The following is a 26,741-nucleotide window of genomic DNA, read 5'->3' as shown; positions in this document are numbered from 1 at the left end:
TAAAGATTCTAGTCTTGATGCATAATTTTTGAAGAATTGACAACAAAAGCGGAGCCGAAAATGTCCGATGAAATTGCAAAGCGCCTGACTGAGATGGGGATAACCCTGCCCGAAGCCGCAGCACCTGCTGCAAATTACGTTCCCTATGTCATCAGCGGCAATCTTCTCTACATCTCCGGTCAGCTGCCTCTCGAAGGCGGCAAGATCGCCGTTTCGGGCCATCTCGGCAAGACCGTTGACGTTGCCGCGGGGCAGCGCGGCGCCGAACTCTGCGCCATCAACATCCTTGCGCAGGCGAAGGCGGCACTTGGCGGTGATCTCGGCCGTATCCTGCGGGTCATCAAGCTGAACGGCTTCGTCGCTTCGGCGCCCGATTTCGTCGAGCAGCATCTCGTCATCAACGGTGCTTCTAACCTGATTGCCGGCGTGCTCGGCGAGGCCGGCAAACATGCGCGTGCCGCCGTCGGCATGGCCGCCCTGCCGCTCAATGCCGCTGTCGAGATTGATGCTATCATGGAAATCGCAGAATGACCAATGCTGCCTGGATCAGGGACCTGCCGGTCGCTCATCGCGGCTATCACGATCTCAACAAACTCGTTTGGGAAAATACGCTTTCGGCCTTCTCGCGCGCCGTCGAAGCGGGCTTTGCGATCGAATGCGACCTGCATTACGCCTCCGACGGCGTGCCGGTCGTCTTTCACGACGAGGACCTGCAGCGGCTCTGCAATCTCACCGGCGACATCCGCGAGCGCACCTCCAGGGAACTCGGGCTGATCGCCGTCGGCGGCACGGCCGACAAGGTGCCGACGCTGCGCCAGCTCCTCGATCTCGTCCAAAGCAAAGTGCCGCTAGTGCTGGAGCTCAAGGGCCGCGAGGCGGACGATGAGGGTTTCGCCGAAGCCGTCCTCGAAGTGCTTCAGGACTATGAAGGCAAGGTGGCGCTGATGAGCTTCGACCACTGGCTGCTGCGCGATCTGAAGACGCTTGACGCAGCCTACCCGCTTGGGCTGACGGCCAATGGCAACACGCCGGAGGAATTCGAGGCGCATGCGAAGGCGATGGAGATCGGTCTCGATTTCATCTCCTACTATTATGACGATCTGCCGAATGCGTTCATCACCGGTGAACGCGAAAAGGGTATGCCTGTCATCACCTGGACGGTGCGTGACGAAGAGGCGCGCCGGCGTACATTCGCAAACGCTGATCAGATGACCTTCGAAGGCTTCGACCCGCGTGTGGCGGTTTGACGCTCGCTTTTTGGCCAAGATCATGCGCAGACTGCTGCATAATTCCTTAGTTCGGAATCGATTTAAGGATAAAATTGTGCAGCAACTCAAAGTGTTACAGCGTCCTTTGCGCGTCTGAAAAAACGCGTGGCGCTGTAAGGCAGAGCCGAGACCACCCTCCCACAGGCTTCGCATCCGCCCCATGACCGATGACCTCACCATTCGCGTAGAACGCTCCTTCACCGCGATTTCCCCGCAGAGCTGGGGCAGGCTTTCGGGGGCGTCGAAGGGCGGCACGACGCTTGCCTACAACCCCTTCGTTTCGCATGCCTTTTTATCGGCGCTGGAGGAATCGGGTTCCGCCGACGCCGAGACTGGCTGGCTCGGCCACCACCTGCTGCTCGAGACTGATCGCGGCGAACTGATCGGCGCCCTGCCCGGCTACCTCAAGAACCACAGCCAGGGCGAATATGTCTTCGATCATGGCTGGGCCGACGCTTTCGAACGGGCCGGCGGTCGGTATTACCCCAAACTTCAGTGCTCCATTCCGTTCACTCCGGCGACAGGCCCGCGTCTGCTTGTCGCCGAGGGGCTCCAGCGGCTGCCGGTCCAGAGCGCGATCGCCGAAAGCCTGAAGGAGGTCGTGCGCCGTCTTGGCGTCTCCTCGGCCCATATCACCTTCGTGCCGGATGACGAGATTGGCGTCTTCGAGATGGACGGCTATCTGCACCGCACCGACCAGCAGTTCCATTTCATCAATGAGGGCTACGCCAATCACGAGGAGTTTCTCGAAACGCTGGCTTCGCGCAAACGCAAGGCGTTGCGCAAGGAGCGCCGCGCCGCCCTCGAAAACGGCATCAGCATCGACTGGCTGACCGGCCGCGATCTGACGGAACGCATCTGGGACCAGTTCTTCAAATTCTATATGGATACCGGTGGCCGCAAATGGGGCCGGCCCTACCTCACCCGCAAATTCTATTCGCTGATCGGCGAGCGCATGGCCGACGACATCCTGCTGGTGATGGCCAAACGCAACGGGCGCTATATCGCCGGCGCGATCAACTTCATCGGCGGCGATACGCTCTATGGCCGTCACTGGGGCTGCATCGAGGAGCATCCCTTCCTGCATTTCGAAGTCTGCTATCATCAGGCGATCGACTTCGCGCTTTCGAAAGGGCTGAAACGGGTCGAAGCCGGAGCCCAGGGCGAACACAAGCTCGCCCGCGGTTACCTGCCGGTGACGACACATTCCGCTCATTATGTCGCTCATGCCGGGCTTCGCCGGGCGATCGGCGACTATCTCGCCCGCGAGCGCGCCGATGTCGAACAGATGAGCGAGGTGCTGAGTGAGCACAGCCCATTCCGCAAGGGCGAGCGGCAGCAGGAGGATTGACGCTGCCTCGCCGGCCGCGTTACCCGATCACGGCATGTCGCCCGGAAGTGTGCAGCGGTTACGGGATAACGACATGCAAAACAAAAAGCTTGAGGACATGAGGAGATTTCCCGATGACCAATCCGGCCGCTTATGACGACAACAATATCTTCGCCAAGATCCTGCGCGGCGAAATCCCCTCGCACCGTATCTATGAGGACCAGCATACGATCGCCTTCATGGATGTGATGCCGCAGGCGCCGGGCCATGTGCTCGTCGTGCCGAAGGCGGCGTCGCGCAATATTCTCGATGCCGATCCAGTCACCCTCAGCCATGCGATTACCGTCGTTCAGAAGATCGCCAATGCGGTCAAGGAGGTCTTCGACGCCGACGGCGTGTTCATCGCCCAGTTCAATGAACCGGCGGCCGGGCAAACGGTGTTTCATCTGCATTTCCACATCATCCCGCGCAACGAGGGCGCAGCACTCAAGCCGCATTCCGGTAAGATGGAGGATGGCGCCGTGCTTGCCGCCAATGCCGAAAAGATCAGGGCGGCGCTGGCCTGACATCGACCCCTGCCGACGCGAGGCGGAGGCAACGGAAAAAGCTTAATGCGAAAAGGCCGCGGATGACGCGGCCTTTTCCGATTCAATGACGAAAGCTCACTTCTTGCGCGGGACCTTCGGAACCGCGCTGCCCTTTTTGGGCGCGTCGCGGACCTCAGGCTCGGCCTGCGGGACCGCCTTGGCGCGGGTCTTAGGGGCCGCCTTCGTCTTCAGCTCGCCATCACCGTGGTCGTCGGCTTCGGGATGGGTGACTTCAGCTTCCGGCTTCGGCTTGATCGGCGCCGTCTCCGGTATGGCTTCCAGCACGATGCCCGGCTTGCCGTCTTCCTTCGGGCCGACGGTGACGTTGACGACGCCACCCTTCTTCAGCTTGCCGAAGAGGATCTCGTTGGCCAGCGGCTTCTTGATGGTGTCCTGGATGACGCGGGCAAGCGGGCGGGCGCCCATCTTCTCGTCGTAACCCTTTTCCGAAAGCCAGGCGATCGCATCCTCATGCAGGTCGAAGGTGACGTTCCTTTCGGAAAGCTGGGCCTCCAGCTGCATGATGAACTTCTGTACGACCTTGTGGATCACAGCCGTCGGCAGCGCCGCGAAAGGAATGATCGCGTCGAGACGGTTGCGGAACTCCGGCGTGAACAGGCGGGTCAGCGCCTCCTCGTCCTCGCCGGTGCGCTTGGACGAGCCAAATCCGATCGCCGCCTTGGCCATTTCCGAGGCGCCCGCATTCGTCGTCATGATCAGGATGACGTTACGGAAGTCGATCTTCTTGCCGTTATGGTCGGTCAGCGTGCCGTGGTCCATGACCTGCAGCAGGATATTGTAGATGTCGGGATGCGCCTTCTCGATTTCGTCGAGCAACACCACACAATGCGGGTGCTGGTCGACGCCGTCGGTCAGAAGGCCGCCCTGGTCGAAGCCGACATAGCCGGGAGGCGCTCCGAGCAGACGCGACACCGTGTGCCGCTCCATATATTCCGACATGTCGAAGCGCAGAAGCTCGACACCGAGCGACGATGCCAGCTGCTTTGCCACCTCGGTCTTGCCGACGCCGGTCGGACCGGAGAAGACATAAGCACCTATCGGCTTGTTCGGCTCACGCAGGCCGGCACGGGCGAGCTTGATCGAGGTCGAAAGGGCTTCGATCGCGATATCCTGACCATAGACGACCGAACGCAGTTCCTTCTCGAGATTGGCGAGCACCGCTTCGTCGTCTTTGGAGACGGTCTTCGGCGGAATGCGCGCCATCGTGGCGACCGTCGCCTCGATCTCCTTTTCGGTGATCAGCTTGCGGCGCTTTGACGGCGGCAGCAGCATCTGGGCCGCACCGGTTTCGTCGATGACGTCGATTGCCTTATCCGGCAACTTGCGGTCGGAGATATAGCGGGCCGAAAGTTCGACGGCCGACTTGATGGCATCGTTCGAATAGCGCAGGTGGTGATACTCTTCGAAATAGGGCTTGAGGCCCTTCATGATCTCGATCGCATCTTCGATCGACGGCTCGCTGACGTCGATTTTCTGGAATCTGCGAACCAGCGCCCGGTCCTTCTCGAAGAACTGGCGATATTCCTTGTAGGTGGTCGAGCCGATGCAACGGATCGCGCCCGACGACAGAGCCGGCTTCAGAAGGTTCGATGCATCCATCGCGCCCCCCGAGGTGGCGCCGGCGCCGATCACCGTGTGAATCTCATCGATGAAGAGCACGGCACCCGGATATTCTTCCAGTTCCTTGACGACCTGCTTCAGGCGCTCCTCGAAATCGCCGCGGTAGCGCGTGCCGGCGAGCAGCGTGCCCATGTCGAGCGAGAAAATCGTCGCGTCGGCCAGCGCTTCCGGAACCTTGCCTTCGACGATGCGCTTGGCAAGCCCTTCGGCGATCGCCGTCTTGCCGACGCCGGGATCACCGACGTAGAGCGGATTATTCTTCGAACGGCGGCACAGGATCTGGATGGTGCGGCTCACCTCGGCGTGACGGCCGATCAGCGGGTCGATCTTGCCGCCCTTGGCTTTCTCGTTGAGATTGACGCAATAGGCCTTGAGCGCATCCTGCTGCTTCTTGGGGCCGCCCTCTTCCTCGCCGCCGCGGGCCGTCGGCTTGCTGCTTTCGGCTTCGTCCTCGGCGCCGCGCGGGGGGCGAGCGTCCGAAGCACCCGGGCGCTTTCCGATACCGTGCGAGATATAGTTGACGGCATCGTAGCGGGTCATCTCCTGCTCCTGCAGGAAATAGGCGGCATGGCTTTCGCGCTCGGCGAAGATCGCAACGAGCACATTGGCGCCGGTCACTTCTTCGCGGCCGGACGATTGCACGTGGATGACGGCACGCTGGATGACACGCTGGAAGCCGGAGGTCGGCTTCGAATCCTCGTCATAACCGGTGATCAGATTGGAAAGTTCATTATCGACATATTCGACGAGCGTTTTGCGCAGCGCGTCGAGATCGACATTGCAGGCTCCCATGACCGCGGCCGCATCGGCATCGTCGATCAGGGCGAGCAGCAGATGCTCAAGCGTCGCATATTCGTGGTGCCGCTCATTGGCAAAGGTCAGTGCCTGATGGAGCGCCTTCTCTAAGCTAGGCGAAAATGTTGGCACGTTCAGATCCTCACTTCTTTTCCATGACGCATTGCAGCGGATGCTGGTGCTGCCGGGCGAAGTCCATCACCTGGCTGACCTTCGTTTCCGCTACCTCGTATGTGAATATTCCGCATTCGCCGACGCCGTGGTTGTGGACATGGAGCATAATGCGGGTGGCACTTTCACGATCCTTTTGAAAAAAACGCTCCAAAATGTGGATGACGAATTCCATGGGAGTGTAGTCATCATTCAAAAGCAGCACGCGGTAGAGATTGGGCTTCTTGGTCTTCGGCTTGGTGCGTGTGATGACCGAGGTTCGATTTCCGTTCTCCCCGTTCCTTTCGCCGTCATTCTGCATCCGGATCGGCTTTGCGATCATTGTCATTCATTCCTCAAGCAATCCGGCCTCAAGCAATCCGGCGGAGCATGGGAGGGTGCTTTTCCCGCCGAATATCTGAAACACTAACTTAGTTCATAATAGGCCGATTTTAAGCCCCCTGTCAGTCACTGCAATCAAGAAATGGCCGGCATGCACGGGAAAGACCAAAAAAGTCCCCGGCCGATCCCATGGAGGCGTTGCGGCGAAAGTGGAAACAAAAAGACCGGCTACAGATGCGTAGCCGGTCCTCATTTTTCAATATGTAGCGCAGGTTGCGCCTGCAGAATCAGTTCAGGCGGCAGCAGGCGTCGAAATCGGCGCCGGCTTGGTGGTCTTGGCGACGGCAGCGGCTACAGGCGCTTCATAGGGCTTGTAAGCGGATTTGGCCAGATCGGCATACATCTCGCTGAGCTTCGTTGTCTCGGAGACGAAGCCTTCGAAATATGCCTTGACGTAGTTGCTCTGCAGTTCGAAAGCGGCTTCGAAGCTCTTGACGCCAGCCAGGGTTTCGAAATGCGTCACCGCGTCCTGAAAGGATTTCTTCGAATAGTCCGTGGCCTCGGCGGCAATCGCCTGGAAGCCCCTGGTGGTGTCGGAATAGGTTTTCAGCGCCGTATCGACGGCTTCCTTGCTCTTCCTGTTTGCATCGTCAAAGTTGAACATGACCGTCCTCCATTAGGCTGTGGGATGGCGGCAGGGTAGCTGCAACGCACAAATAGTCAAGTAGTCTTGTGCGCTGCAGCACTCCCATTAGTTGTGTGGCAATAATAAAACAAAGGATGCGCGCCGGGGCACGTACATCTTTAACTGATTTTGCTAATATATATCAGATCACTGCAACCGGAAGCTTTAAAATTAATTTTGGCTCGGCAGCCAAAAAACAAAAAGGACCGAACGGATCGCGCCGTTCGGTCCTTTGAACGCATTCGAACACGATCAGAGATCGACGTCGAGGATCGCCATCGAAAAGTTGTAGGAGCGATCGCCGTCCTCGTCATCGATATAGACGAGGCCTAGAAATTCTTCGCCGAGATAGACCTCCGCAGAATCATCCTTGCGCGGACGCGCCTTGACGGCGACCTGCGGGTTGAGCGTGCGTTTGAAATAGGCGTCGAGCTTCTTGATTTCTTCAGGCTTCACTCTGTCATCTCCGTAAACGGTCTTGATTGGCCGCTTCTTGCACAGGAAAAGCAGCGGTGTAAAGGCAAGGTTGCCACATGGCAATTTCTGTCCCCGCACGGTTTCCGCCGATTTTACCCGATCCTTTTCTCCGGCGGCCGCTCAGATATCGGCGCCTATCACCTGGTCCATGTTGCGCGACGGCTCGGAACAACCGGCTTCGCCGACGACCTTGGCCGGCACGCCGGCGACTGTCTTTTTGGGCGGAACGGCCTTCAATACGACGGAGCCGGCGGCAACGCGTGAGCAGAAGCCGATCTCGATATTGCCGAGGATCTTTGCGCCAGCACCGATCATGACGCCGCTGCCGATCTTCGGATGGCGGTCGGCGCCCTCTTTGCCGGTGCCGCCGAGCGTGACGCCATGCAAGATCGAGACGTTGTCGCCGATAACCGCCGTCTCGCCGACGACGAGGCCGGTGGCGTGATCGAGGAAAATGCCCTTGCCGATACGAGCGGCCGGATTGATGTCGGTCTGGAAGACGCTGGAGGAGCGGCTCTGCAGATAGAGCGCGAAATCACGACGGCCGCGGTTCAGCAGCCAATGCGCGAGACGGTGTGTCTGCAGCGCATGGAAGCCCTTGAAATAGAGCACTGCTTCCATGAAGCGGAGGCACGCGGGATCGCGGTCGTAGATGGCCTGGATATCGACACGCAGAATGGTGCTCCACTCCGGCCAGTCGAGGAGCATTTCCTCGAAGGTCTGGCGAAGCAGGGTCGCCTGTATGTCGGGATGATCGAGACGTTCGCAGATGCGATGGATGGCGCATTCCTCGAGCGAACGATGGTTGATCACCGTCGCGTAGAGGAAGGCGGCAAGAACCGGGTCTCGTTCGGCGGCGAGCCGGGCTTCCTCGCGCAGGTTATCCCAGATGGGGTCCATCACCTTCAACGGTTGGCCTGTCTCAAAAGCTCGAATGTCAGTCTTTGCGACCATCGCCGCTCTCCTCGTTGCCAGCCGGAATGCCGTTTTCGGAATGCCAATATATAGGGGAAAACGCCAATAACATAAATGGGTGCCGTCGCCATGGTTTTTTAGCATGGTTTTTCGGCATCACGATGATGTCAGCGCCGATGTCACCGGCAATATCACCCTCTGGCAACGCTCGCGTAGAAGGCCAATACCGCCTGCTTGAAAACCCTGTCGCCGACGGCGAGCATATGATCGCGGCCCGGAATATCGAGCGCTTCGGCATTCGGCATCAGCGCCGCCAATTCCTGCGGCGAGCCGGCGATATCATCCCTGGTGCCGACGCCGATCAGCGTCGGCACGTCGAGCCCGGCGATATCCGAGCGGGCAACGAGATCGCGCGAACCGCGGATGCAGTCGGCGAGAGCGACGCGGTCACTTTTCGTCTGGTCGGCGAAGGCGCGGAACATGCGGCCGCGGTCATGCGTCACGTCTTCCAGCGAGGGAGCCAGCAGCGCGTCGGCGATGGGGTCCCAGTCGCCGACGCCGTCGGTCATGCCGATGCCGAGGCCGCCGAGCACCAGTGAACGGACGCGATGCGGATTGGCAAGGGCGGCAAAGACGGAAATGCGCGCGCCCATCGAATAGCCCATGACATTGGCTTGCGGAATGCCGAGATGGTCCAGCAGCGCGATCGCATCGCCGGCCATCACCCAGGGGCGATAGGCTTCGGAATCGTGCGGTTTGTCGCTTGCGCCGTGGCCGCGATTGTCGATGGCGATCACCCGATAGCCGGCATCGCCAAGCGTCTTCAGCCAGCCCGGATGCACCCAGTTGACGTTTGCCGTCGAAGCAAAACCGTGGATCAACAGAACAGGCTCGCCGGCCGGATCGCCCTCATCAAAGAAGGCGAGCTGCAATCCGTCATGGGTGAAGCTTGAAAATACAGGCGTATTCAGGTTCATCAGGTCTTCCTTTTTGGCGCGACCATAGTCGAGCGATCTTTCATCGTGAAGCCAAAAACTGTGGCCAAAAACTGTGCCTGGCGCGGCGCTTTGGCTCTACACATTTGCGGCGAAGGCTTATAAGGTCCGCGCACATTTCAAAGCATTCGGAGAGCGATATGGCCGGTCACAACATTCCCCACTTCCAGAACGACGGCGGTCACCGGGTTATCGAAGTCGGCGTCAAGGAATTCATGTGCACCGGCGCTTCGGCCCCGTTCGACCATCCGCATATCTTCATCGACATGGGTGACGATAACGAGAAGGTCTGTTCCTACTGCTCGACTCTCTATCGCTTCAATTCCGCGCTCAAGTCCAGCCAGACCAATCCGGCCGGCTGCGTTTTCCACGTGAAGGCGGCCTAACCGCCGGACGGATCGGACGGATAATGCCGGTCGAACATGCTGCCATCATCGGCGCCGGGATATCAGGGCTGACCGCTGCGCTTTCGCTTTCGCGCCGGGACATCAGCTCTGACATCTTCGAGCAGGCAGGCGAACTTGCCGACATCGGCGCCGGATTGCAGGTTTCGCCGAACGCCTCCCGCATCCTTGCCGAACTCGGTATCCTTGAAGGGCTGTCAAAGGCCTGGCTCGAGCCTGAGGCAATCCGGCTAATATCCGGCAGTTCGCTGCGCCAGCTCGCAGCTGTGCCAGCAGGCAAATTCGTGCGGCAACGCTGGGGCGCTCCCTATGGTGTCCTGCATCGCAGCACATTGCAGAAAGCGCTTCTCGCTGCGGTCGAGGCCGATCCGCTCTGCCGGCTTCACCTCGGCGTCCGGATGGACGCGACGCTGCCGCCTTTCGAGCGCGACGCCGATGTCGTCATCGGCGCCGACGGCGTCTGGTCGAAGCTCCGGCAATCCGTTCAGGGCAGCCCCTCACCGCACTTTTCCGGCAATATCGCCTACCGCTTTACCATTGCCGAGGATGCGGCGCCCGGTTTCCTCGACCGGACAAGCGTTTCGGCGTTTCTCGGCGGTTCGGCGCATCTCGTCTGTTACCCCTTAAGGGAGACCGGCAGCTTCAACATGGTGGCGATCACCGCCGGCAATAGCGCACCGCAGGCCTGGCAAAGCGAACCGACGGCCGAGCAGCGTGCCCAGCTCAGGAGCCGCTTTTCCGGCTGGAACGCCGCGATCGTCTCGCTGCTCGAACAACACCGGACGCTGACCTTCTGGCCGCTGTTCGAGACCAGCGCTGGTGCGTGGCAGGATGGCCGCAAGACTGTGCTGATCGGCGACGCCGCGCATGCGATGATGCCGTTTGCCGCACAGGGAGCGGCCATGGCGATCGAAGACGCCTACGAACTTGCCGCATTTCTTTCCAACCGTCCGGTGGCGGAGGCCCTATTGCTCTTCGAAAGACATCGAGCGCCACGCATTGCCAAGCTTCGCCAGCGCGGCGCCTTCAACCGGTTTGCCTATCATGCGAAAGGGCCGATCCGGATCGGCCGCGATCTCGTGCTCGGCCTCAAGCCGCCGCAAAGCCTGGCGGCGGATCTCGACTGGATCTACGGCTATCGCGCTCTGGGCCTACCATAAAACGCCGCAAGCCGGGCCAGCGCCCGGTATCGCTCAAACCGCGCTTGCCGCCGCAAAGCCCCGTTCGATATCAGCCTTGAGGTCAACCACATCCTCGATGCCGATCTGCAGGCGGATGACCGCACCGTCGGTCGGAGCCTTGGCGACCGTGCGGTCGTTGAGATAGGCGTGCAAAGCGAGGCTCTCATAGCCGCCCCAGGAATAGCCGAGGCCGAAAATCCTCAGCGCATCGAGGAAGGCATGCGCTTTTGCTCTAGATTTCTCGGGACCATCCGCGGCAAGCACGAAGGAAAAGATGCCGCTGGCGCCCTTGAAATCGCGCTTCCAGAGATGGTGAGAGGGAAAGCTCGGCAGGGCCGGATGCAGCACGCGGGCGACGTCCTCCCTGCCCTCCAGCCATTCTGCAATATCAAGCGCGCTTTCATAGTGCCGCTCGAGGCGCAGGCCCATGGTACGCAATCCGCGCAGAATCTGGTAGGCGTCATCGGGTGCGCCGCAGATGCCGAGCACACCGTTTGCTTCCTTCAGCCGCTCCCAGTGTTCGGCATTGGCCGACACCGTTCCGAGCAGGATATCGGAATGGCCGGACGGATATTTCGTCGATGCGTGGATTGAGATGTCGACGCCATGATCGAGCGGTCGGAAATAGAGCGGCGTCGCCCAGGTATTGTCCATCATGACGACGGCGCCGTGGCGGTGCGCAACCGCCGAGATTGCCGGAATATCCTGCATCTCAAAGGTGTTGGAGCCGGGAGCTTCGGTGTGAACGAGCTTGGTGTTCGGCCGGAACAGGCCCTCGATGCCGGCGCCGATCGCCGGATCGTAATATTCCACCTCGACGCCAAGACGCTTCAACATCGTGTCGCAGAAATGGCGCGTCGGTCCGTAGACCGAATCGACGACGAGCGCATGGTCGCCGGCAGCGACGAAACCCAGGAACGGAATGGTGACGGCCGCAAGACCCGAGGGAACGAGGATCGTGCCGGCCGAGCCTTCGAGTGCGTCGATCGCTTCGCAGAGCGCGTCCGTCGTCGGGGTGCCGCGCGTTCCGTAGGTATATTTCTGCGCGCGCGTCTCCATCGTCCGCGCATTCGGGAACAACACTGTCGAGGCGTGCACGACCGGCGGATTGACGAAACCGTGATAGTCGAAGGGGTCGTTGCCGATATGGGTCAGTCGGGTGTTGATGCCGGCATTCTGCAGCAAGCTGTCTTTGTCTTTCATCTCGTAAATAGCCTTTGGCGAGGGGCACGAAACCAGACTTTTGGACGCCCCGCCGTGTCCGGTCAACCCCTAGACGACCGGTTGCGGGCGCCCTCGGGAATGATGGATTTTCCGAATTTCGCGTTATTTTTCCGCAACCGGACGCCTATTTCATAGTCAATCGCCCGCGAATGCGGCGCAATCTGCCAAAATTCCGAATTTTGCCGCAATTATTGATGGCGACACTTGACCATGGTGACATTTGCGACTGTGATAGGGCACTCGCGCCGGGAGGGTGTCGAGACAATGGGGGCGGCAGGTTTTTCCGCCGGAACTCCCCCACAAGAAAATATAAGACAACGGAAAAGGTTGGGAAAAATGAAGAACAAGCTTCTGTCCGCCGCTCTCGGCGCAGCAGTTTTCGCTCTTGGCGCCTCGGCTGCCTCGGCCACGACACTCACCGATGTAAAGGCTAAGGGTTTCGTTCAGTGCGGTGTCAATACCGGCCTTACCGGCTTTGCCGCACCTGACGCTTCCGGCAATTGGGCTGGCTTCGACGTCGACTTCTGCAAGGCCGTCGCTTCGGCCGTCTTCGGCGACCCCACCAAGGTCAAGTACACGCCGACAAATGCGAAGGAGCGCTTCACGGCTCTGCAGTCCGGCGAAATCGACGTTCTCTCGCGCAATACGACCTGGACGATCAATCGCGACACAGCGCTCGGCTTCAATTTCCGTCCTGTCACCTATTATGACGGTCAGGGCTTCATGGTGCGCAAGAGCCTGAACGTGAAGTCGGCGCTGGAACTTTCCGGCGCCGCAATCTGCGTGCAGTCGGGCACGACCACGGAACTGAACCTCGCCGATTACTTCAAGACGAACAATCTGCAGTACAATCCGGTCGTCTTCGAAAATCTTCCTGAGGTCAACGCGGCTTACGACTCCGGTCGTTGCGACGTTTACACGACCGACCAATCCGGTCTCTATTCATTGCGTCTGACGCTGAAGAATCCCGACGAACATGTCATTCTTCCTGAGATCATCTCGAAGGAGCCGCTTGGCCCGGCCGTCCGTCAGGGCGACGATCAGTGGTTCGATATCGTTTCCTGGACGGCTTATGCGCTGATCAATGCCGAAGAGTTCGGCATCACCCAGGCAAATGTCGACGAGATGAAGAATTCGCCGAACCCTGACATCAAGCGCTTTCTCGGCAGCGAGGCCGATACCAAGATCGGCACCGATCTCGGCCTGACCAATGAGTGGGCCTACAACGTCATCAAGGGCGTCGGCAACTATGGCGAAATCTTCGAGCGCAACATCGGCCAGGGTAGCCCGCTCAAGATCGCACGCGGTTTGAATGCTCTCTGGAACAAGGGCGGCATCCAGTACGCGCCGCCGGTTCGTTAATCGAACTCTGGCATAAAATCCGGGATGGCGGCCAAGCCGCCCTCCCATCTTCCAAAAAGCAAAAAGAAAGCCCGAAAACGGGCACAAGGGGATTGGCGCGGCATGACGCATGGGGCTGTGGATACGACACCTTTGCATGGCACCGGCTGGACTTTCCGGTCGGCAATGTACGACCCGAAATACCGGAGCATATTTTTCCAGGTTCTGACAATCGTTGTCCTCGTGGCGTTTGTGTGGTGGGTGGCCCACAACACGGCCGTAAACCTTGCCCGCAGCAATACAGCATCGGGCTTCGGCTTTCTTCGCGGTCGCGCCGGTTTCGAAATCGGCCAGTCGCTGATCAGCTTTTCGAGCGACTCGACCTATGCGCGCGCACTTGTCGTCGGCATTCTGAATACCTTGCTGGTGGCGGTGACCGGCATATTCACGGCGACCATCATTGGCTTCCTGATCGGGATCGGCCGGCTGTCGCACAACTGGCTGATTGCCAAGCTCTGCACGGTCTATGTCGAAATCTTCCGCAACATTCCGCCGCTGCTCGTCATCTTTTTCTGGTATCTTGGCGTACTCTCCGTCTTGCCACAGCCGCGCGAGTCGGTGGGTCTGCCATTCAGCATGTTCCTCAACAACAGAGGACTAGCCTTCCCGAAGCCGATCTTCGAGACAGGCATGATTGCGGTCGGGATCGCCCTGGTGATCGGGATTGTTGTCGCCATCGTCATGGCGCGCTGGGCTCATAAGCGCCAGGCGGCAACCGGCCAGCCGTTCCACACGGTATGGGTGTCGATCGCGCTGATCGTCGGCTTGCCATTGCTGGTCTTCGTTGTCTCAGGTTTTCCGCTAAGCTTCGACTTTCCCGTCGCTGGAAAGTTCAACCTGACGGGCGGCTCCGTCGTCGGCCCCGAATTCATGTCGCTGTTTCTCGCTCTGTCCTTTTATACCGCCTCGTTCATTGCCGAGATCGTCCGCGGCGGCATTCGCGGCGTTCCAAAGGGGCAATCCGAGGCAGCCGGCGCGCTGGGGCTGCATCCATCGAGCGTGACGAGACTTGTCGTGGTACCGCAGGCACTGCGTATCATCATCCCGCCGCTGACCAGCCAGTATTTGAACCTGACCAAGAACTCCTCACTCGCCATCGCGATCGGCTTTTCGGATCTTGTTGCCGTCGGCGGCACGATCCTCAACCAGAGCGGTCAAGCGATCGAGATCGTTTGCATCTGGGCTATCGTCTATCTCAGCTTGAGCATTCTCACGTCGCTGTTCATGAATTGGTTCAATGCCAAGATGGCACTGGTGGAGAGATAAAATGTCGATCACCGATAAACCCTTCGTCAGAACGTCAATCCTGGCCGCCGAGCCGCCTCCGCGCGGAGAAAGGGGCGCCGGCGCCTGGATACGCCGTAATCTCCTTGCTACCCCGAAGGACGTGGTCCTGACGATCCTGGCTCTTGCGCTGATCGCATGGGCCGTACCGCATCTCGTCAACTGGCTGTTCATCCAGGCCGTATGGTCCGGGCCGGACCGCACATTCTGCGCGACGACGGTCCAGGGCGGCATCCAACCTGACGGCTGGAGTGGCGCATGCTGGGCCTTCGTCAGCGCCAAGTACGACCAGTTTATCTTCGGCCGCTATCCGCTCAGTGAGCGTTGGAGACCGGCGATCGTCGGGATCCTCTTCATTCTGCTTCTTGTTCCGATGCTTATCCCTTCGGCACCGCGCAAGGGCCTGAACGCCATTCTTCTGTTCGCCGCCCTGCCGATCATCGCCTTCTGGCTTCTTCACGGGGGGTACGGCCTCGAAGTGGTGGAGACTCCGCTCTGGGGCGGGTTGATGGTCACGCTCGTCCTGTCCTTTGTCGGTATTGCCGTTTCCTTACCCTGCGGCATTCTGCTTGCGCTGGGACGCCGCTCGAAGATGCCCGTCATCCGCATGCTCTGCGTTACTTTCATCGAGGTCATTCGAGGCGTTCCGCTGATCACCGTTCTGTTCATGGCAAGCGTGATGTTGCCGCTTTTCCTTCCAACCGGCTGGAACGTGGACAAACTCCTGCGGGCGGTGATCGGCGTTTCAATTTTCACGTCTGCCTATATGGCGGAAGTGATCCGCGGCGGCCTTCAGGCGATCCCCAAGGGACAGTTCGAAGGCGCAGATTCGCTTGGCCTCGGCTATTGGCAAAAGACCCGGCTGATCATCATGCCGCAGGCCATCAAGCTGGTGATCCCGAGCATCGTGAACACCTTCATCGGAACGTTCAAAGACACTTCGCTGGTCACCATTATCGGCATGTTCGATCTGCTCGGTATCGTCAAGCAGAACTTCTCCGATGCCAACTGGGCGAGCGCCGTCACGCCGATCACGGGTCTGATCTTCGCGGGCTTCGTCTTCTGGCTGTTCTGCTTCGGCATGTCGCGCTATTCAGGCTTCATGGAACGCCATCTCGATACCGGCCACAAACGATAAGAATGAGGGAAAATAGTCATGGCTGAAGCTCCAGCGAAAAAGCTCACCGTTTCCGCAACGGAAGTGGCGGTCGATATCGTCAATATGAACAAGTGGTACGGCGATTTCCACGTGCTGCGCGACATCAACCTCAAGGTCATGCGCGGCGAGCGCATCGTCATCGCCGGCCCGTCGGGTTCCGGCAAGTCGACGATGATCCGCTGCATCAACCGCCTGGAAGAGCATCAGAAGGGCCGCATTATCGTCGACGGCACAGAACTCACCAACGACCTGAAAAAGATCGACGAGGTCCGGCGCGAAGTCGGCATGGTGTTCCAGCACTTCAACCTCTTCCCGCACCTGACGATCCTCGAAAACTGCACTTTGGCGCCGATCTGGGTGCGCAAAATGCCGAAGAAGCAGGCGGAAGAGGTCGCCATGCACTTTCTGAAGCGCGTCAAGATCCCCGAGCAGGCCAACAAGTATCCGGGACAGCTTTCCGGCGGCCAGCAACAGCGCGTGGCGATCGCCAGGTCGCTGTGCATGAACCCGAAGATCATGCTGTTCGACGAGCCGACCTCGGCGCTCGATCCTGAAATGATCAAGGAAGTGCTCGACACCATGGTGGGTCTTGCCGAGGAAGGCATGACCATGCTCTGCGTGACCCATGAAATGGGCTTTGCCCGCCAGGTCGCCAACCGCGTCATCTTCATGGACCAGGGCCAGATCGTCGAGCAGAATTCGCCGGCCGAGTTCTTCGACAATCCGCAGCACGAACGCACCAAACTGTTCCTCAGCCAGATCCTGCATTAAGCTTAGGCGCTGAGACTTTTCAAAGACCCGCCTCGCCTTTCGGTTTGGCGGGTCTTTCACGTTCAGCGCGAGGCTGACGCCTGCAGCAGGCTACAGAGGCCGGCAAGACCGGAATCAGAGCCGCCTGAAGCAACGCCGCCCGGGGAGGAAATATCAGCGCAACGGACCAGCATCTTGCGCTGTTCATTGACCGGTCTTGCCAGGAAGGCCTCCAGAGTGCGGGCCTGCGATGCACTGAGGGTCTCCCCAGCTGCGGACCTGTTGCTGCCGCCTGCCCTGCCGACGGCAAGATCGGCATCAACGCCGCGGCCGCGCCTGACCGAGGCGGTGGTCTCGGTATCAAGCCCATCGGAACCGCCGATGCGTGCATTGAGATCGGCATTGACGCCGCGCCCGCCGCCGAGCCTGGCATTGGCGGTCGCATCGAGACCATTACGGCCGCCGACATTGGCGGTCGCATCGGCATTGACGCCCCTCGAACCGCCGACGGAAGCATTGGCATCGGCACTGACGCCGCTGCCGCCGCCAAGCGATGCCCCGACGTCGGCGCTGACGGCATTGCCTGCATTCACCGATACGCCGACGTCGATAGCGTGTGCATCGCTTGCCGGCATGGCAAGCAGGGCGCAGGTGGATGCAAGCACCGCCAGGGATAGTCTATTGTGGTTATGGGTCATGTTTTCCTCCGTTTCCATTCGCCGAGCGATCTGCCCGGCAACCGAAAATCGAGGAACGCGCGTACCTTCGATCGTCTGGACGCCTGCAACCTGCAGGACATCCATGGCAAGGCAACGTGAAGGGATGACGAATGTTTCACGACAGGGCGCGGCAAGTCGGCTCGGCGGCGTGCAATGATCTTTCACGGTTATTGAAATACGAATTACCAACCCCGACTGTGCCGAAAGCGAACATGTCTTGCCGTGACTAGAGCGACGGCCGAGTATTTCCTTCCCGGCTGCGTAAGGAACCTTCAGAGCCGGCAAGCAAAGCTCGGCTCTCGATGCGATTGGCGGCGATTGATTCATCCGCAGCCTTTTGCAGATCGGCTGCACTTTAAAGCATGTCGCGCAAAAGTGTGCAGCGGTTTTGCGGCAACGATATACGTAAAAACAAAGAGCTAGAGCGCAAGCAGCGAATCCGAAAGATCGCGACGCGCTTTAGAACTGGACTCTCCACCATTGATTGAGGCGACGAAAAATAACTCGCTTCCGTCTGGATATATCAGGCAGGAAGTCCATGTTTCAGCATGTTCTCATCTAATGGAACTGGAGGTTCAAGAATGGGCATTTTCGACAAGATCAAACATGCAATCTTCGGAGAATCGAAAGCAGCCGAACCCGTTGCATCAAGCGCGCCAAAGACGCAGCCCGCGCAGGCTCCTGTCTCGCCGTCGGCAGCGCCCAGTCCGGCACCTGCCGCCTCTCCCGCTCAGAGCAAGCCGGCTTCAACCACAGCCCCCGCCACAGCCACAGTCGATATCGTCCCTATCCTCGATGCGGCCGTGAAAAAGAGCGGCCAGAAACTCGATTGGCGCCACTCGATCGTGGATTTGATGAAAGCCGTCGGGATGGATGCAAGCCTAGCCGAGCGCAAGGAACTTGCCACCGAACTTGGCTATACCGGCGACAGCGGTGATTCCGCAAAAATGAATATGTGGCTGCACAAGGCGCTGATGAAGCGGCTCTCGGAAAATGGCGGCAAAGTACCGGCCGATCTCCTGGATTGATCCCTCGATTGATCAGTGACCGATAGCTGCCGCCACGTTGCGGCGGCGGCTATCCGACCGCCGGCGCTTGGCGATGGATGCTCACCTGTTCTTGGAGCGTCGGCAAGCCGGGGCCAACCGCCGATGAGTCCCCTTGCCGGAAGGCATTGGAACCAATAACGTTCTTCTCGATTACTTCGATTATCGATCAGGGGAGAATGAAATCCAATGAGATTGATGGCGGTCGTTGGCGTTGCGCTTAGCTTGAGTTTTATTTCTGCCGCGGAATCTCCTTCAAACTATCAATCCTACAGCGGCATTCGCGTCGATACCGACCCGGTCCTGCTGGCTCGCTACGACAAGGTGCTTCGGTGGTGCGTGCCGGAGGCAGGCTCATGGCGGCGCGGCTCGCCGGATCCACAAAGCCTGCCTTACAACGCAGCGCTCAGAAACTGCCTCTACAGGCACGGCTTCGTCGATAGAGGCGTCTACGCTTACCCCATTCCCCATGTTTACTTCGAGCATTTCTTGGATCGCTGAGAAGATCCGAGCAGCGCAGATCCGCGATAGAAATTCAAAGGTATAAACCCCACCGTATTGCGGGGGTCTTATCGACTACGCCTGCCCACAAATCCGATGAGTTTCCAGATCGAGCCGCTGCCGCGAGGGGCAACTCATAGGTTTGCTGCGACCGTCGATATGCTTCTTTACAACGCGGCGAGCAAACCAGGGACCCTGCGGGGCGGCCCTTATATAAAATGAATATGCTGCATGGATCTTGCACACCGGATTGATCCAAGCCGGGTCGGCCGACGGAGCAAGCTCGATTATATAGAGAGGGACTTCCCCGCCACCGGTCTAAGCGCCACCGTTCGAGGTCTCGCACCCGGATCCCTCTCGTGCCAGCCGCTTCGGCAATGAGTTGAGTGGCGAGCAATTGACCGGGTGATGCAAGCGCTGCGATTCGTGCTGCAATGTTGACGGTCGCTCCAAAGAGATCGGCTGCTCTGCGGATGACTGGGCCGTGGTTTAGCCCCGCTCGAGTGAGTAGTAGGCGGTTCTTTGCGGCATGCCTGCAGCGGCGTCCGAGTACCTGGGGATCGCTGTATCGGGCTCAGAAAACGACGGCATTGTCTTATCGCCGATCCGTTTGATGGGGGGCTGATTGTGAAGTTCGAGGTGCAGCCGATTCGACGGTCACGCCCACAATTACCATCTCGATCAGTACCAATTAGCAGGGTGACACTGCAAAAAATTGCTAAATTCAGAAAAAATGTCGATTCCGCCTTTGGCGAGAGGAATCCAGTCACGCCATCAGGTTTTCTTAAAGTTTTCAATGGACGCATGTCGCTGTAGTTGCAGAAAGAATAATTCTCGGAAAGCGAGACATTTATATTGCCCCAATTTGGGCGACTCGAAATTCTGCAAATATTTCAAAACGTAACATCGGAGTGATTAAGATAATGTGGCAGCAATAAGGCTATTCTTCTCAAGCACTTACTGTCGCATTGCTGTTGCACCCTCAAAATTGTCACACTATAACCTGCCGCCGTAACGCTGGATTAACCCAAAATATTAACGGGCAGGGGTTGAGGAACAAGACCATGACAACATACTACGTAGCGACGACTGGCAGCAACAGCGGTAACGGCAGTACCTCCTCTCCTTTCCGTACGATCAGCGACGCGATGGCGTCGAACCTTAAGCCTGGCGACGAGGTCGTGGTGAAGCCCGGGACCTACAACGAGAGCATTAACATCGACAAGGACGGCTCGGCGGCAGGCAACATCACGCTTCGCTCGGAAGTGCCCGGCGCAGCACTAATCCGGCCACCAGCGGGCTCCTACACCGGGATCAGTGTCAACGGCAATTACGTGGTCATCAACGGCTTCGACATCAAGGGCGGCACCGGCGACGGCATCGAAGCGAACAACGTCCACCACATCCAAATCCTCAACAATACTGTCCATGACAGCGGGGAGTCGGGCATTCAGTTCAACCAATCGGACTTCATCCGCGTCGAAGGGAACGAGACCTACAATAACGCGTCGTCGGGCTGGTACTCGGGCATCTCGATCTACGAGAACCGGAACATTACGGGCGATACCTCGACGGACGGCTACCGGACGATCGTGCGGAACAATATCTCGCACGACAACGTCACGAAGGCGGGTGCGCACACCGATGGCAACGGCATCATCATCGACGATTTCCAGAGCACGCAGTCGAGCGGTCATCCGAACTACACATTCAAGACCCTGGTCGACAACAACCTCGTCTACAATAACGGCGGCAAAGGCGTCCAGGTTACCTGGAGCGACTCCGTCACGGTGCAGAACAACACCGCATACCACAACAATCAGGACTCGGCGAACACCGGCACCTGGCGCGGCGAGCTCAGCAACTCGGCGTCGAACAACAACACCTGGGTCAACAACATCGCCGTTGCGGACCCATCGGTGAACAAGAACAACACTGCGATCGATAACACGTCTACCAGCGGCGCCAACAACAACGTCGTCTGGGCCAACAACATCACCTACAACGGCACGGCCGGCCAGGCATCGGTCAAGACCGACGGCGGCAACGCGATGCCGAGCACGGCGAACGGCAACAAGCTCGGCGTCGACCCGAAATTCGCGGGAGCAGCGAGCGACAACTTCCACCTCGGCTCCGGCTCGTCGGCGATCGACGGCGGAACCATCAAGTACGGCGTCGGCTCGGTCGATCTGGACGGCCACGCTCGTGTCGTTGGAACTGTCGATATAGGGGCCTACGAATCGGGCTCCAGCGCGGCACCGGGAACGCCAACCCCCACGCCGACGCCAACCCCCACGCCGACGCCGACGCCAACCCCCACGCCGACGCCAACACCCACGCCGACGCAACCGACAACTCCGACCACGTCGACGAAGGAATACCTCGGCACCGACGGCAACGACATCATGCCACACAACGGTCAGTCCAACGGCGGCAACGAAACCTTCAAGGCTCTCGCCGGTAATGACGTGGTGAAGGGCGGCGCCGGCGCGGACGTGCTCGACGGCGGTAGTGGCAACGACACGGCCAGCTATGCGGGCTCCGACGCGGTCCACGTCAACTTGACGACCTGGGCCGCATCGGGCGGGCAGGCAACCGGTGACAAGCTCGTCAGCATCGAAAACGTGACTGGCTCGAGCTACGACGACGTGCTGACCGGCGGCAATGGCGGCGGCAACGTTCTCAATGGTGGGGCCGGCGCGGACAAGCTGGACGGCGGCGCCGGCAATGATTTCATCATTGGCGGTGCCGGGAAGGACATCATGACCGGTGGCACCGGCGCGGATACGTTTATCTTGAAGGCACCGACGGAAACCGGGTCCGGCTTGAACCGCGACGTCATCACCGACTTCCAGCACGGCGTCGATAAGATCGACATCTCGGCGATCGATGCGAATGGCTCTGCGCAAGGCGATGGCACCTTCCATTTCCAGGCACAGGAGAATGCCTTGTTCGATCACAAGGCCGGCGCGCTCGCTTGGCACTATGACGACCAGGCCGGATCCGCGAACGATCATACCGTTATCCAGGCCGACCTGAACGGCGACGGCGTTCATGACTTCGAGATTCAGCTGCAGGGCCTCGTCCACCTGGGGGCAGGCGATCTAATCCTGTAACTATACCCATTGCGGCGGCCATCCGGTCGCCGCAACGATCGTGCTAACAATGGCGCGCGGATGAGACCGTCGGGAGGGCGTAGCCCGAGCGACGGTCTCATCCGCGCGCTGCGATTTTTCGACGGGTGTCAGCCGGCCTTTCGGGCCTGGCTTTGCGTGAGGCGATAGCTGTCGCCGTCCATCTCGAGGATGTTGACGTGGCGGGTGATGCGGTCCAGCAGAGCGCTGGTCAGGTGCTCGGATCCAAACGCCATCGGCCCACTCCGAAGCTGATCAAAATTCTTCAGGGTGCTAAACAGATTGCGCCGGCTTGCGGCGTCAGGCTTGCAAGCCGGCGACTGCCGAGGAAAAGGCAATAGAGCGAATAACAGCATCCGCTACGTCGGCCGGACGCTCCATGGATGCCACCAGCGCGTTCCCTTCCTTGAGATATATGGGAAAGCGCTCCCTAAACTTACGATCTTCTGTCGCATGTTGAAAGCCAAACCCTCGTTTCAGTTGGCGTTCAACAACAACCGCGGTCGCGACCTCAATGTCCAAAGACGGCAGCAAGACGATGCCATAGCCGGTGGAAACCAATCTTCGGGCTTCGCCGTAATCATAGGTGCCTGCTTGTGCGGCCAGGAATCCCGACGGCGTGACAAAGATATGCGGCGCCGGATTTGTCATCGCCGGAAGCTTCGCGAGCGCCAGGTTTTCCGCGCGGTAACGCTCATAGCCGTGGGAAGCAATGAACGTCCCGATTGTCTCCAGACGCTCGCAGAATTCCAGATCGAGGTCGATAAGCCCGCAGCCGAGCTTCTCTGCGAGTTGCCGGCCAAGGGTGGATTTTCCGACGCCGCCAGGTCCTAGAAGGAAAATGGCCTCACATGGCCGCCACGGCCTGCGAACCTCGATGTGAATTTGCGCCATCGGCCTCAGCCTCCAATTGCCGCCATTCCAGCCAACAGTAATAGCGTTTCAGCACGACTCACCTCCCCGTCTTCAACGTCTCGACGAGCGTAGCGCCAAAAAAATCACTCCAAGGAATTTTCAGGCTGACAGTCGCCGAGAACCTTCAAAATATGATCGTGGATTACGGTGGCGGTTTTTTCCGGTGATGCGGAAGTGACGTCGAGGGTCAATGTGTTTGGATGGAGCGGCTCGAAAACCCGAGCCCTCCGGCTGCGATGCCTTGAGGCTGCCACGTCGGTGGACTTCAACTTGTCGCGTCGCTCTGGTTTCGAAACGCGGCGAGCCAATTCCTCTTCATCACAAAGCAATCGCACCGGCACCAGAACCGTCTCACACGCTTCAGCGGCATTGGCGATCTGTCGAAAGGTACGAAGGCTTCTCTCGTCACCCGCAAGGCCGGCATGGGTGAAAATGAAATTGGCGGACGGCGTATAAGCGGTGATTGCGTCAAGGACGGCTTGCCGAACTCGACCTGTGAACTCCCATACTCCGTTTGGAAGCGCCGCCGTTCCATCCTCATCCAGCAGGCGCAGTATCGGATTATTGATCCAGTGGTTGTCGACAATCTTTGCCGAAACGATTGCGCTCAACTCTTTTGCAATGGTCAGCTTCCCAACTCCCGGGAAGCCTATCAGCACTATGCGAATACCCATGTTTCGCGACACCGTCGTTTTCAGAAGCCATTCAGTCTATTGGCGAACGGCATTCCGACTGAATGTGAATTCGGTATGGACAGTCAAATGGTGGCGACCCCTGCAGGAATCGAACCTGCGACAACCTGCTTAGAAGGCAGGTGCTCTATCCAGCTGAGCTAAGGGGCCGTCCGGCGGTCGCGTTCAAGGAGCGCGACTGAATGCGGCAGTTCTGGACGAGAAATCTCAATGCGTCCAGGGCTGTGTACGGGTATAGCGGAAATTATCCGGATAGGCGACGACCTGGCGGACCGGGTCCTTCGGTGCGATCACGCGGTATTCGATGCCGTTGCGCTGGGCGTAGGCTTCGGCCAGTTCCTGTGTTTCGAAGGTGAGTTTCACCTGCTGGCGCATATCGCCGGAAGAGGTGTAGCCCATGATCGGATCGATCTTGCGCGGCGACTCCTGATCGAATTCAAGCACCCAGAGATTGGTCTTGGCCTTGCCGGACTGCATGGCGGTCTTGGCTGGACGATAGATCTTGGCAGACATGACTGCGGCGTCTCCGACTATGCGGGCTGCGCCCGCCTTTCATGGTCTCAATCCCGTTGCCGTCTCAATCCCGTTGCCGGGCCTTTTGCTTCGTCGCTAGAGATAGCGCAAAGAGATGAATTTTGCTTATCCGCGAATCCCTGGCTTTTCAAGAAAAAAGGCGGTGTGCGACGACGCTGTCGGTCGCATCCCGATGATGAGGCGATGCTGCGGAAACATGGAGATCGGCGAGGCCAGCAGCGGATATTCTCCCGGTGTCGGCCGCCGCTTGAAGCCCGAGGAGCCTGCCGGTTGCGCGATATTACCGCCTGTCTCATCTTGTGATTACAACATGATTGCCGCGGCCATGCCTCGGCACTAGTTTGCGGCGCAATTGATGTCAGTGGATTTGCACTCATGATCAGACGTTCGGCGGAGTTCAATGCCATTGTGATAGGGGCTGTCATTACGGCTTTCTTTTACGTTGCCATCAGCTACGCCCAGTATATCGGCCTGCTCGAACACGGTTGAGGCGGCCTTCTCCTGACACCCAACGCAGCCGGCAAGGCAGACGGGCGGCCCATCCCGATTTTTCTGTATGCATCCAATATCAGGCGGGAATCTTCGGCCAGAACTGGATTTATGGGTTGCGACGGCGAAGTGAACCGTGTATCTCCCCGCCCACGGCACGGAGTGTAGCGCAGTCTGGTAGCGCATCTGGTTTGGGACCAGAGGGTCGGGAGTTCGAATCTCTCCACTCCGACCATTCAATATCCTGATATTCTTGATTTTTTGACGGCCGCATTATGGCCCGTATTGTCGGGGCGTGCGCGCCGTCACTTCGCCTTCTTCGTCGTCGTGGCGCTGACGATCCTGTCGCCCGGCTTGATTCCGAATTTGCTGGCGATGCCGGCATTGAGTTCGACGACGTATTTCACCTCGCCCATCGAATCGATGATGTCGCGCGAATAAGGCACTGCCTTTTCCTTGATGTGGCGGATCGTGCCGGTGTCGTCGGCAAAAAGCATGTCGAGCGGCAGGATGGTGTTTTCCATCCACATGGTGACGCGCCGCGGTTCGTCGAAATCGAAGATCATGCCGGCATCATCGGCCATCACTTTCCGAAACATCAATCCGTAGGCGCGCTGATCGGGGGTCGAGGCGATCTCGACGGTGAAATGCAGCACCTTGCCCGCAGCGGTCTGGATGAGCAGCGGCTCCTTGTCGAAGCCTACCTGCTCCTCGGCCAGAGCCGGCAGGGCAAGCATGAAAAAAAGCGCCAGGATGGCGCTTCTGATGGCATGAAGAACGACAAGACCGCGCATATCAGTGCGACCGGCTGGCCGGGCTCGGAACGTCAGGATGGATCTCTGCAGCCATCAGGCCCTTCTCGCCGTCACCGAAGCGGACGAGCACCACCTGGCCGGGGCGCAGCTCCGTCAGGCCGAAGCGGCGAAGCGTTTCCATGTGCACGAAGATATCTTCCGTGCCCTCGCCACGCGTCAGGAAGCCGAAGCCCTTGGTGCGGTTGAACCATTTGACCAGCGCCCGCTCGAGCCCGCTCGTCGCGGTGACCTGCACATGTGTGCGCACCGGCGGCAGTTGCGAGGGGTGAACCGCGGTCGACTGGTCCATCGAAAGGATCTTGAACGCTTGGTAGCCGCGCTCGCGGCGCTGGATGAGGGCGACGATGCGCGTTCCCTCGAGGATCGTCTGGTAACCGTCGCGCCGCAGGCAGGTCACGTGCAGGAGGACATCCTGTATGCCGTTGTCGGGCACGATGAAGCCGAAACCCTTGGCGACGTCAAACCACTTGACGACGCCGGTGATTTCAACAAGATCGACCGCCTCTCCCGATAGCTCGTCGAGGTCGGAGTATTCGTTCGATGAAATCCTATCAGCCATTGTCGCCAGCCCCTCGAATACGCGTCACACTGTTACGGTTAACTGATTCTTGAAATCAAGATTAACATCTTGGTAACGGATAAGCGCAAGTCCTAGTTTTCGGTTATTCCCAACTGCACATTTTCCAAAGATGACTTGCCCGAAGCTGACCTCAGCTCGCCGAAAAAGACCAGCCCCAATAAAGGAGTAGATAGAATGCGTTATCTTCACACAATGGTACGCGTCAAAGACCTGGACGCCTCGCTCGCTTTTTACACCACGCTGTTCGGGCTGGAGGAGATTCGCCGCCACGAAAACGAGAAGGGTCGCTTCACCCTGGTTTTCCTGGCGGCTCGCGACGATCTCGACCGTGCACGCAGCGAAAAGGCTCCCTGCCTCGAGCTTACCTACAACTGGGACACGGAAGATTATAGCGGAGGACGCAATTTCGGCCACCTCGCCTATGAGGTCGACGATATTTACGCAACCTGCCAGAATCTGATGGACAACGGCATCACCATCAACCGGCCGCCGCGCGACGGGAACATGGCCTTCGTCCGCTCGCCCGACGGCATCTCGATCGAAATCCTGCAGAAGGGCAGCCCGCTTGCCGCCGCCGAACCCTGGGCCTCGATGGGCAATACCGGCGCCTGGTAAGGCTTTTCGCCGCAAGGCTTTTGCGAAGCTTGCGGCTTTTGCGATTTCGGATCCGGCCGGCGCCTTGACGCTTGCCGCGATCCGGCCCCGCAGGCAATCTCCTGATGACTCGA

The 26,741-nt window shown here is 59.1% G+C and carries 27 protein-coding genes, 2 tRNA genes and 1 pseudogene; 15 read left to right on the top strand and 15 right to left on the bottom strand.

What is annotated here, in order from left to right:
- The first annotated feature begins 60 nt into the window (after positions 1 to 60).
- The 4 genes from HJB89_RS17800 (at position 61) to HJB89_RS17785 (ending at position 3,164) form a co-directional block, all read left to right on the top strand.
- The gene (locus HJB89_RS17800) at positions 61 to 531 is read left to right on the top strand and encodes a RidA family protein (protein ID WP_221117278.1); all 471 of its coding nucleotides are present in this window, start codon (positions 61 to 63) and stop codon (positions 529 to 531) included.
- On the top strand, positions 528 to 1,247 hold the full coding sequence (locus HJB89_RS17795; protein WP_221117279.1) for a glycerophosphodiester phosphodiesterase: 720 nt from the start codon (positions 528 to 530) through the stop codon (positions 1,245 to 1,247). The genes HJB89_RS17800 and HJB89_RS17795 overlap by 4 nt, the downstream gene beginning before the upstream one ends.
- Positions 1,248 to 1,428: 181 nt before the next feature.
- The gene (locus HJB89_RS17790; RefSeq protein ID WP_221139616.1) at positions 1,429 to 2,619 is read left to right on the top strand and encodes a GNAT family N-acetyltransferase; all 1,191 of its coding nucleotides are present in this window, start codon (positions 1,429 to 1,431) and stop codon (positions 2,617 to 2,619) included.
- Between the two features lie 113 nt (positions 2,620 to 2,732).
- Positions 2,733 to 3,164, top strand: a complete 432-nt coding sequence (locus HJB89_RS17785; protein ID WP_221139615.1) for an HIT family protein — start codon at positions 2,733 to 2,735, stop codon at positions 3,162 to 3,164.
- Between the two features lie 96 nt (positions 3,165 to 3,260).
- Here HJB89_RS17785 and clpA read toward each other — a convergent pair whose 3' ends face one another.
- The 6 genes from clpA to HJB89_RS17755 all read right to left on the bottom strand — a co-directional run bounded on the left by clpA (position 3,261) and on the right by HJB89_RS17755 (position 9,167).
- Entirely contained in the window at positions 3,261 to 5,753 is a 2,493-nt protein-coding gene (gene clpA / locus HJB89_RS17780; RefSeq protein ID WP_207584075.1) for an ATP-dependent Clp protease ATP-binding subunit ClpA, read from the bottom strand.
- 10 nt (positions 5,754 to 5,763) lie between these two features.
- Entirely contained in the window at positions 5,764 to 6,114 is a 351-nt protein-coding gene (gene clpS, locus HJB89_RS17775) for an ATP-dependent Clp protease adapter ClpS (protein WP_007628652.1), read from the bottom strand.
- A 291-nt stretch (positions 6,115 to 6,405) separates the two neighbouring features.
- On the bottom strand, positions 6,406 to 6,777 hold the full coding sequence (locus HJB89_RS17770; protein ID WP_207584074.1) for a phasin family protein: 372 nt from the start codon (positions 6,775 to 6,777) through the stop codon (positions 6,406 to 6,408).
- Positions 6,778 to 7,050: 273 nt separating this feature from the next.
- Positions 7,051 to 7,254 carry a DUF3126 family protein gene (locus tag HJB89_RS17765; RefSeq protein ID WP_207584073.1) on the bottom strand — a complete coding sequence of 68 codons (204 nt, stop codon included), beginning with the start codon at positions 7,252 to 7,254 and terminating at the stop codon, positions 7,051 to 7,053.
- Positions 7,255 to 7,395: 141 nt separating this feature from the next.
- A complete protein-coding gene (gene cysE, locus HJB89_RS17760) occupies positions 7,396 to 8,229 on the bottom strand; it encodes a serine O-acetyltransferase (protein WP_207584072.1) in 834 nt (277 codons plus the stop codon).
- 152 nt (positions 8,230 to 8,381) lie between these two features.
- On the bottom strand, positions 8,382 to 9,167 hold the full coding sequence (locus tag HJB89_RS17755) for an alpha/beta fold hydrolase (protein ID WP_221139614.1): 786 nt from the start codon (positions 9,165 to 9,167) through the stop codon (positions 8,382 to 8,384).
- Between the two features lie 158 nt (positions 9,168 to 9,325).
- On the opposite strand from HJB89_RS17755, the gene HJB89_RS17750 reads away from it, so the two are divergent.
- Positions 9,326 to 9,571, top strand: coding sequence for a zinc-finger domain-containing protein (locus tag HJB89_RS17750; protein ID WP_207584070.1), 246 nt, complete (start codon positions 9,326 to 9,328; stop codon positions 9,569 to 9,571).
- A 23-nt stretch (positions 9,572 to 9,594) separates the two neighbouring features.
- Entirely contained in the window at positions 9,595 to 10,749 is a 1,155-nt protein-coding gene (locus HJB89_RS17745; RefSeq protein WP_221133038.1) for an FAD-dependent monooxygenase, read from the top strand.
- 33 nt (positions 10,750 to 10,782) lie between these two features.
- Here the strand turns inward: HJB89_RS17745 and HJB89_RS17740 are convergent, their stop codons facing one another.
- Complete coding sequence (locus tag HJB89_RS17740) at positions 10,783 to 11,973, bottom strand: cystathionine beta-lyase (RefSeq protein ID WP_221133037.1); 1,191 nt, start codon at positions 11,971 to 11,973, stop codon at positions 10,783 to 10,785.
- Between the two features lie 357 nt (positions 11,974 to 12,330).
- Between HJB89_RS17740 and HJB89_RS17735 the strand changes: the two genes are divergently transcribed.
- The 4 genes from HJB89_RS17735 (at position 12,331) to HJB89_RS17720 (ending at position 16,609) form a co-directional block, all read left to right on the top strand.
- Entirely contained in the window at positions 12,331 to 13,356 is a 1,026-nt protein-coding gene (locus tag HJB89_RS17735) for an amino acid ABC transporter substrate-binding protein (RefSeq protein ID WP_207584067.1), read from the top strand.
- A gap of 102 nt (positions 13,357 to 13,458) precedes the next feature.
- On the top strand, positions 13,459 to 14,661 hold the full coding sequence (locus HJB89_RS17730; protein WP_221117283.1) for an amino acid ABC transporter permease: 1,203 nt from the start codon (positions 13,459 to 13,461) through the stop codon (positions 14,659 to 14,661).
- Position 14,662: 1 nt separating this feature from the next.
- Positions 14,663 to 15,817 carry an amino acid ABC transporter permease gene (locus HJB89_RS17725; protein ID WP_207584065.1) on the top strand — a complete coding sequence of 385 codons (1,155 nt, stop codon included), beginning with the start codon at positions 14,663 to 14,665 and terminating at the stop codon, positions 15,815 to 15,817.
- 18 nt (positions 15,818 to 15,835) lie between these two features.
- Positions 15,836 to 16,609, top strand: coding sequence for an amino acid ABC transporter ATP-binding protein (locus HJB89_RS17720; protein WP_003579010.1), 774 nt, complete (start codon positions 15,836 to 15,838; stop codon positions 16,607 to 16,609).
- 62 nt (positions 16,610 to 16,671) lie between these two features.
- Here the strand turns inward: HJB89_RS17720 and HJB89_RS17715 are convergent, their stop codons facing one another.
- The gene (locus tag HJB89_RS17715; protein WP_207584064.1) at positions 16,672 to 17,286 is read right to left on the bottom strand and encodes a hypothetical protein; all 615 of its coding nucleotides are present in this window, start codon (positions 17,284 to 17,286) and stop codon (positions 16,672 to 16,674) included.
- A gap of 602 nt (positions 17,287 to 17,888) precedes the next feature.
- On the opposite strand from HJB89_RS17715, the gene HJB89_RS17710 reads away from it, so the two are divergent.
- From HJB89_RS17710 to HJB89_RS17695, 3 genes are all read left to right on the top strand, one after another.
- Positions 17,889 to 18,335, top strand: a complete 447-nt coding sequence (locus tag HJB89_RS17710) for a DUF3597 domain-containing protein (RefSeq protein WP_221117286.1) — start codon at positions 17,889 to 17,891, stop codon at positions 18,333 to 18,335.
- Positions 18,336 to 18,542: 207 nt separating this feature from the next.
- Positions 18,543 to 18,854, top strand: a complete 312-nt coding sequence (locus HJB89_RS17705) for a hypothetical protein (RefSeq protein WP_207584062.1) — start codon at positions 18,543 to 18,545, stop codon at positions 18,852 to 18,854.
- Between the two features lie 1,064 nt (positions 18,855 to 19,918).
- On the top strand, positions 19,919 to 21,970 hold the full coding sequence (locus tag HJB89_RS17695) for a choice-of-anchor Q domain-containing protein (protein ID WP_221150293.1): 2,052 nt from the start codon (positions 19,919 to 19,921) through the stop codon (positions 21,968 to 21,970).
- Between the two features lie 128 nt (positions 21,971 to 22,098).
- Here HJB89_RS17695 and HJB89_RS17690 read toward each other — a convergent pair.
- The 5 genes and pseudogenes from HJB89_RS17690 to HJB89_RS17670 form a co-directional block, all read right to left on the bottom strand.
- A pseudogene (locus HJB89_RS17690) lies at positions 22,099 to 22,215 on the bottom strand (ATP-binding protein); the annotation flags it as partial.
- Positions 22,216 to 22,288: 73 nt separating this feature from the next.
- The gene (locus tag HJB89_RS17685; RefSeq protein WP_207584060.1) at positions 22,289 to 22,882 is read right to left on the bottom strand and encodes a shikimate kinase; all 594 of its coding nucleotides are present in this window, start codon (positions 22,880 to 22,882) and stop codon (positions 22,289 to 22,291) included.
- 104 nt (positions 22,883 to 22,986) lie between these two features.
- A complete protein-coding gene (locus tag HJB89_RS17680; protein ID WP_221150292.1) occupies positions 22,987 to 23,577 on the bottom strand; it encodes an AAA family ATPase in 591 nt (196 codons plus the stop codon).
- 91 nt (positions 23,578 to 23,668) lie between these two features.
- A tRNA-Arg gene (locus HJB89_RS17675) sits at positions 23,669 to 23,745 on the bottom strand.
- A gap of 57 nt (positions 23,746 to 23,802) precedes the next feature.
- Complete coding sequence (locus HJB89_RS17670) at positions 23,803 to 24,108, bottom strand: ETC complex I subunit (RefSeq protein WP_221139609.1); 306 nt, start codon at positions 24,106 to 24,108, stop codon at positions 23,803 to 23,805.
- Between the two features lie 668 nt (positions 24,109 to 24,776).
- Here HJB89_RS17670 and HJB89_RS17665 point away from each other — a divergent pair.
- Positions 24,777 to 24,853, top strand: a tRNA-Pro gene (locus tag HJB89_RS17665).
- Positions 24,854 to 24,923: 70 nt separating this feature from the next.
- On the opposite strand, the gene HJB89_RS17660 is transcribed toward HJB89_RS17665, so the two are convergent.
- Positions 24,924 to 25,412 carry a DUF192 domain-containing protein gene (locus HJB89_RS17660; protein WP_221150291.1) on the bottom strand — a complete coding sequence of 163 codons (489 nt, stop codon included), beginning with the start codon at positions 25,410 to 25,412 and terminating at the stop codon, positions 24,924 to 24,926.
- A gap of 1 nt (position 25,413) precedes the next feature.
- Positions 25,414 to 25,992 (bottom strand): cold-shock protein, encoded by a 579-nt coding sequence (locus HJB89_RS17655; RefSeq protein WP_207584015.1) that lies wholly within the window; start codon positions 25,990 to 25,992, stop codon positions 25,414 to 25,416.
- Between the two features lie 195 nt (positions 25,993 to 26,187).
- Between HJB89_RS17655 and gloA the strand changes: the two genes are divergently transcribed.
- Positions 26,188 to 26,628: a lactoylglutathione lyase gene (gloA, locus tag HJB89_RS17650; RefSeq protein WP_003573436.1), complete on the top strand. Its 441-nt coding sequence runs from the start codon at positions 26,188 to 26,190 to the stop codon at positions 26,626 to 26,628.
- Positions 26,629 to 26,741: the final 113 nt, after the last annotated feature.

Source organism: Rhizobium sp. NZLR8, assembly GCF_019685025.1.
Lineage (GTDB): Bacteria > Pseudomonadota > Alphaproteobacteria > Rhizobiales > Rhizobiaceae > Rhizobium.
This window is presented reverse-complemented; position numbering and strand designations above follow the sequence as displayed.

Coding starts and splice junctions, on each gene's coding strand:
- HJB89_RS17800 (WP_221117278.1), top strand. CDS start 61: ATGTCCGATGAAATTGCAAAGCGCCTGACTGAGATGGGGATAACCCTG.
- HJB89_RS17795 (WP_221117279.1), top strand. CDS start 528: ATGACCAATGCTGCCTGGATCAGGGACCTGCCGGTCGCTCATCGCGGC.
- HJB89_RS17790 (WP_221139616.1), top strand. CDS start 1,429: ATGACCGATGACCTCACCATTCGCGTAGAACGCTCCTTCACCGCGATT.
- HJB89_RS17785 (WP_221139615.1), top strand. CDS start 2,733: ATGACCAATCCGGCCGCTTATGACGACAACAATATCTTCGCCAAGATC.
- clpS (WP_007628652.1), bottom strand. CDS start 6,114: ATGATCGCAAAGCCGATCCGGATGCAGAATGACGGCGAAAGGAACGGG.
- HJB89_RS17770 (WP_207584074.1), bottom strand. CDS start 6,777: ATGTTCAACTTTGACGATGCAAACAGGAAGAGCAAGGAAGCCGTCGAT.
- cysE (WP_207584072.1), bottom strand. CDS start 8,229: ATGGTCGCAAAGACTGACATTCGAGCTTTTGAGACAGGCCAACCGTTG.
- HJB89_RS17755 (WP_221139614.1), bottom strand. CDS start 9,167: ATGAACCTGAATACGCCTGTATTTTCAAGCTTCACCCATGACGGATTG.
- HJB89_RS17750 (WP_207584070.1), top strand. CDS start 9,326: ATGGCCGGTCACAACATTCCCCACTTCCAGAACGACGGCGGTCACCGG.
- HJB89_RS17745 (WP_221133038.1), top strand. CDS start 9,595: ATGCCGGTCGAACATGCTGCCATCATCGGCGCCGGGATATCAGGGCTG.
- HJB89_RS17740 (WP_221133037.1), bottom strand. CDS start 11,973: ATGAAAGACAAAGACAGCTTGCTGCAGAATGCCGGCATCAACACCCGA.
- HJB89_RS17735 (WP_207584067.1), top strand. CDS start 12,331: ATGAAGAACAAGCTTCTGTCCGCCGCTCTCGGCGCAGCAGTTTTCGCT.
- HJB89_RS17730 (WP_221117283.1), top strand. CDS start 13,459: ATGACGCATGGGGCTGTGGATACGACACCTTTGCATGGCACCGGCTGG.
- HJB89_RS17725 (WP_207584065.1), top strand. CDS start 14,663: ATGTCGATCACCGATAAACCCTTCGTCAGAACGTCAATCCTGGCCGCC.
- HJB89_RS17720 (WP_003579010.1), top strand. CDS start 15,836: ATGGCTGAAGCTCCAGCGAAAAAGCTCACCGTTTCCGCAACGGAAGTG.
- HJB89_RS17715 (WP_207584064.1), bottom strand. CDS start 17,286: ATGACCCATAACCACAATAGACTATCCCTGGCGGTGCTTGCATCCACC.
- HJB89_RS17710 (WP_221117286.1), top strand. CDS start 17,889: ATGGGCATTTTCGACAAGATCAAACATGCAATCTTCGGAGAATCGAAA.
- HJB89_RS17705 (WP_207584062.1), top strand. CDS start 18,543: ATGAGATTGATGGCGGTCGTTGGCGTTGCGCTTAGCTTGAGTTTTATT.
- HJB89_RS17695 (WP_221150293.1), top strand. CDS start 19,919: ATGACAACATACTACGTAGCGACGACTGGCAGCAACAGCGGTAACGGC.
- HJB89_RS17685 (WP_207584060.1), bottom strand. CDS start 22,882: ATGGCGCAAATTCACATCGAGGTTCGCAGGCCGTGGCGGCCATGTGAG.
- HJB89_RS17680 (WP_221150292.1), bottom strand. CDS start 23,577: ATGGGTATTCGCATAGTGCTGATAGGCTTCCCGGGAGTTGGGAAGCTG.
- HJB89_RS17670 (WP_221139609.1), bottom strand. CDS start 24,108: ATGTCTGCCAAGATCTATCGTCCAGCCAAGACCGCCATGCAGTCCGGC.
- HJB89_RS17660 (WP_221150291.1), bottom strand. CDS start 25,412: ATGCGCGGTCTTGTCGTTCTTCATGCCATCAGAAGCGCCATCCTGGCG.
- HJB89_RS17655 (WP_207584015.1), bottom strand. CDS start 25,992: ATGGCTGATAGGATTTCATCGAACGAATACTCCGACCTCGACGAGCTA.
- gloA (WP_003573436.1), top strand. CDS start 26,188: ATGCGTTATCTTCACACAATGGTACGCGTCAAAGACCTGGACGCCTCG.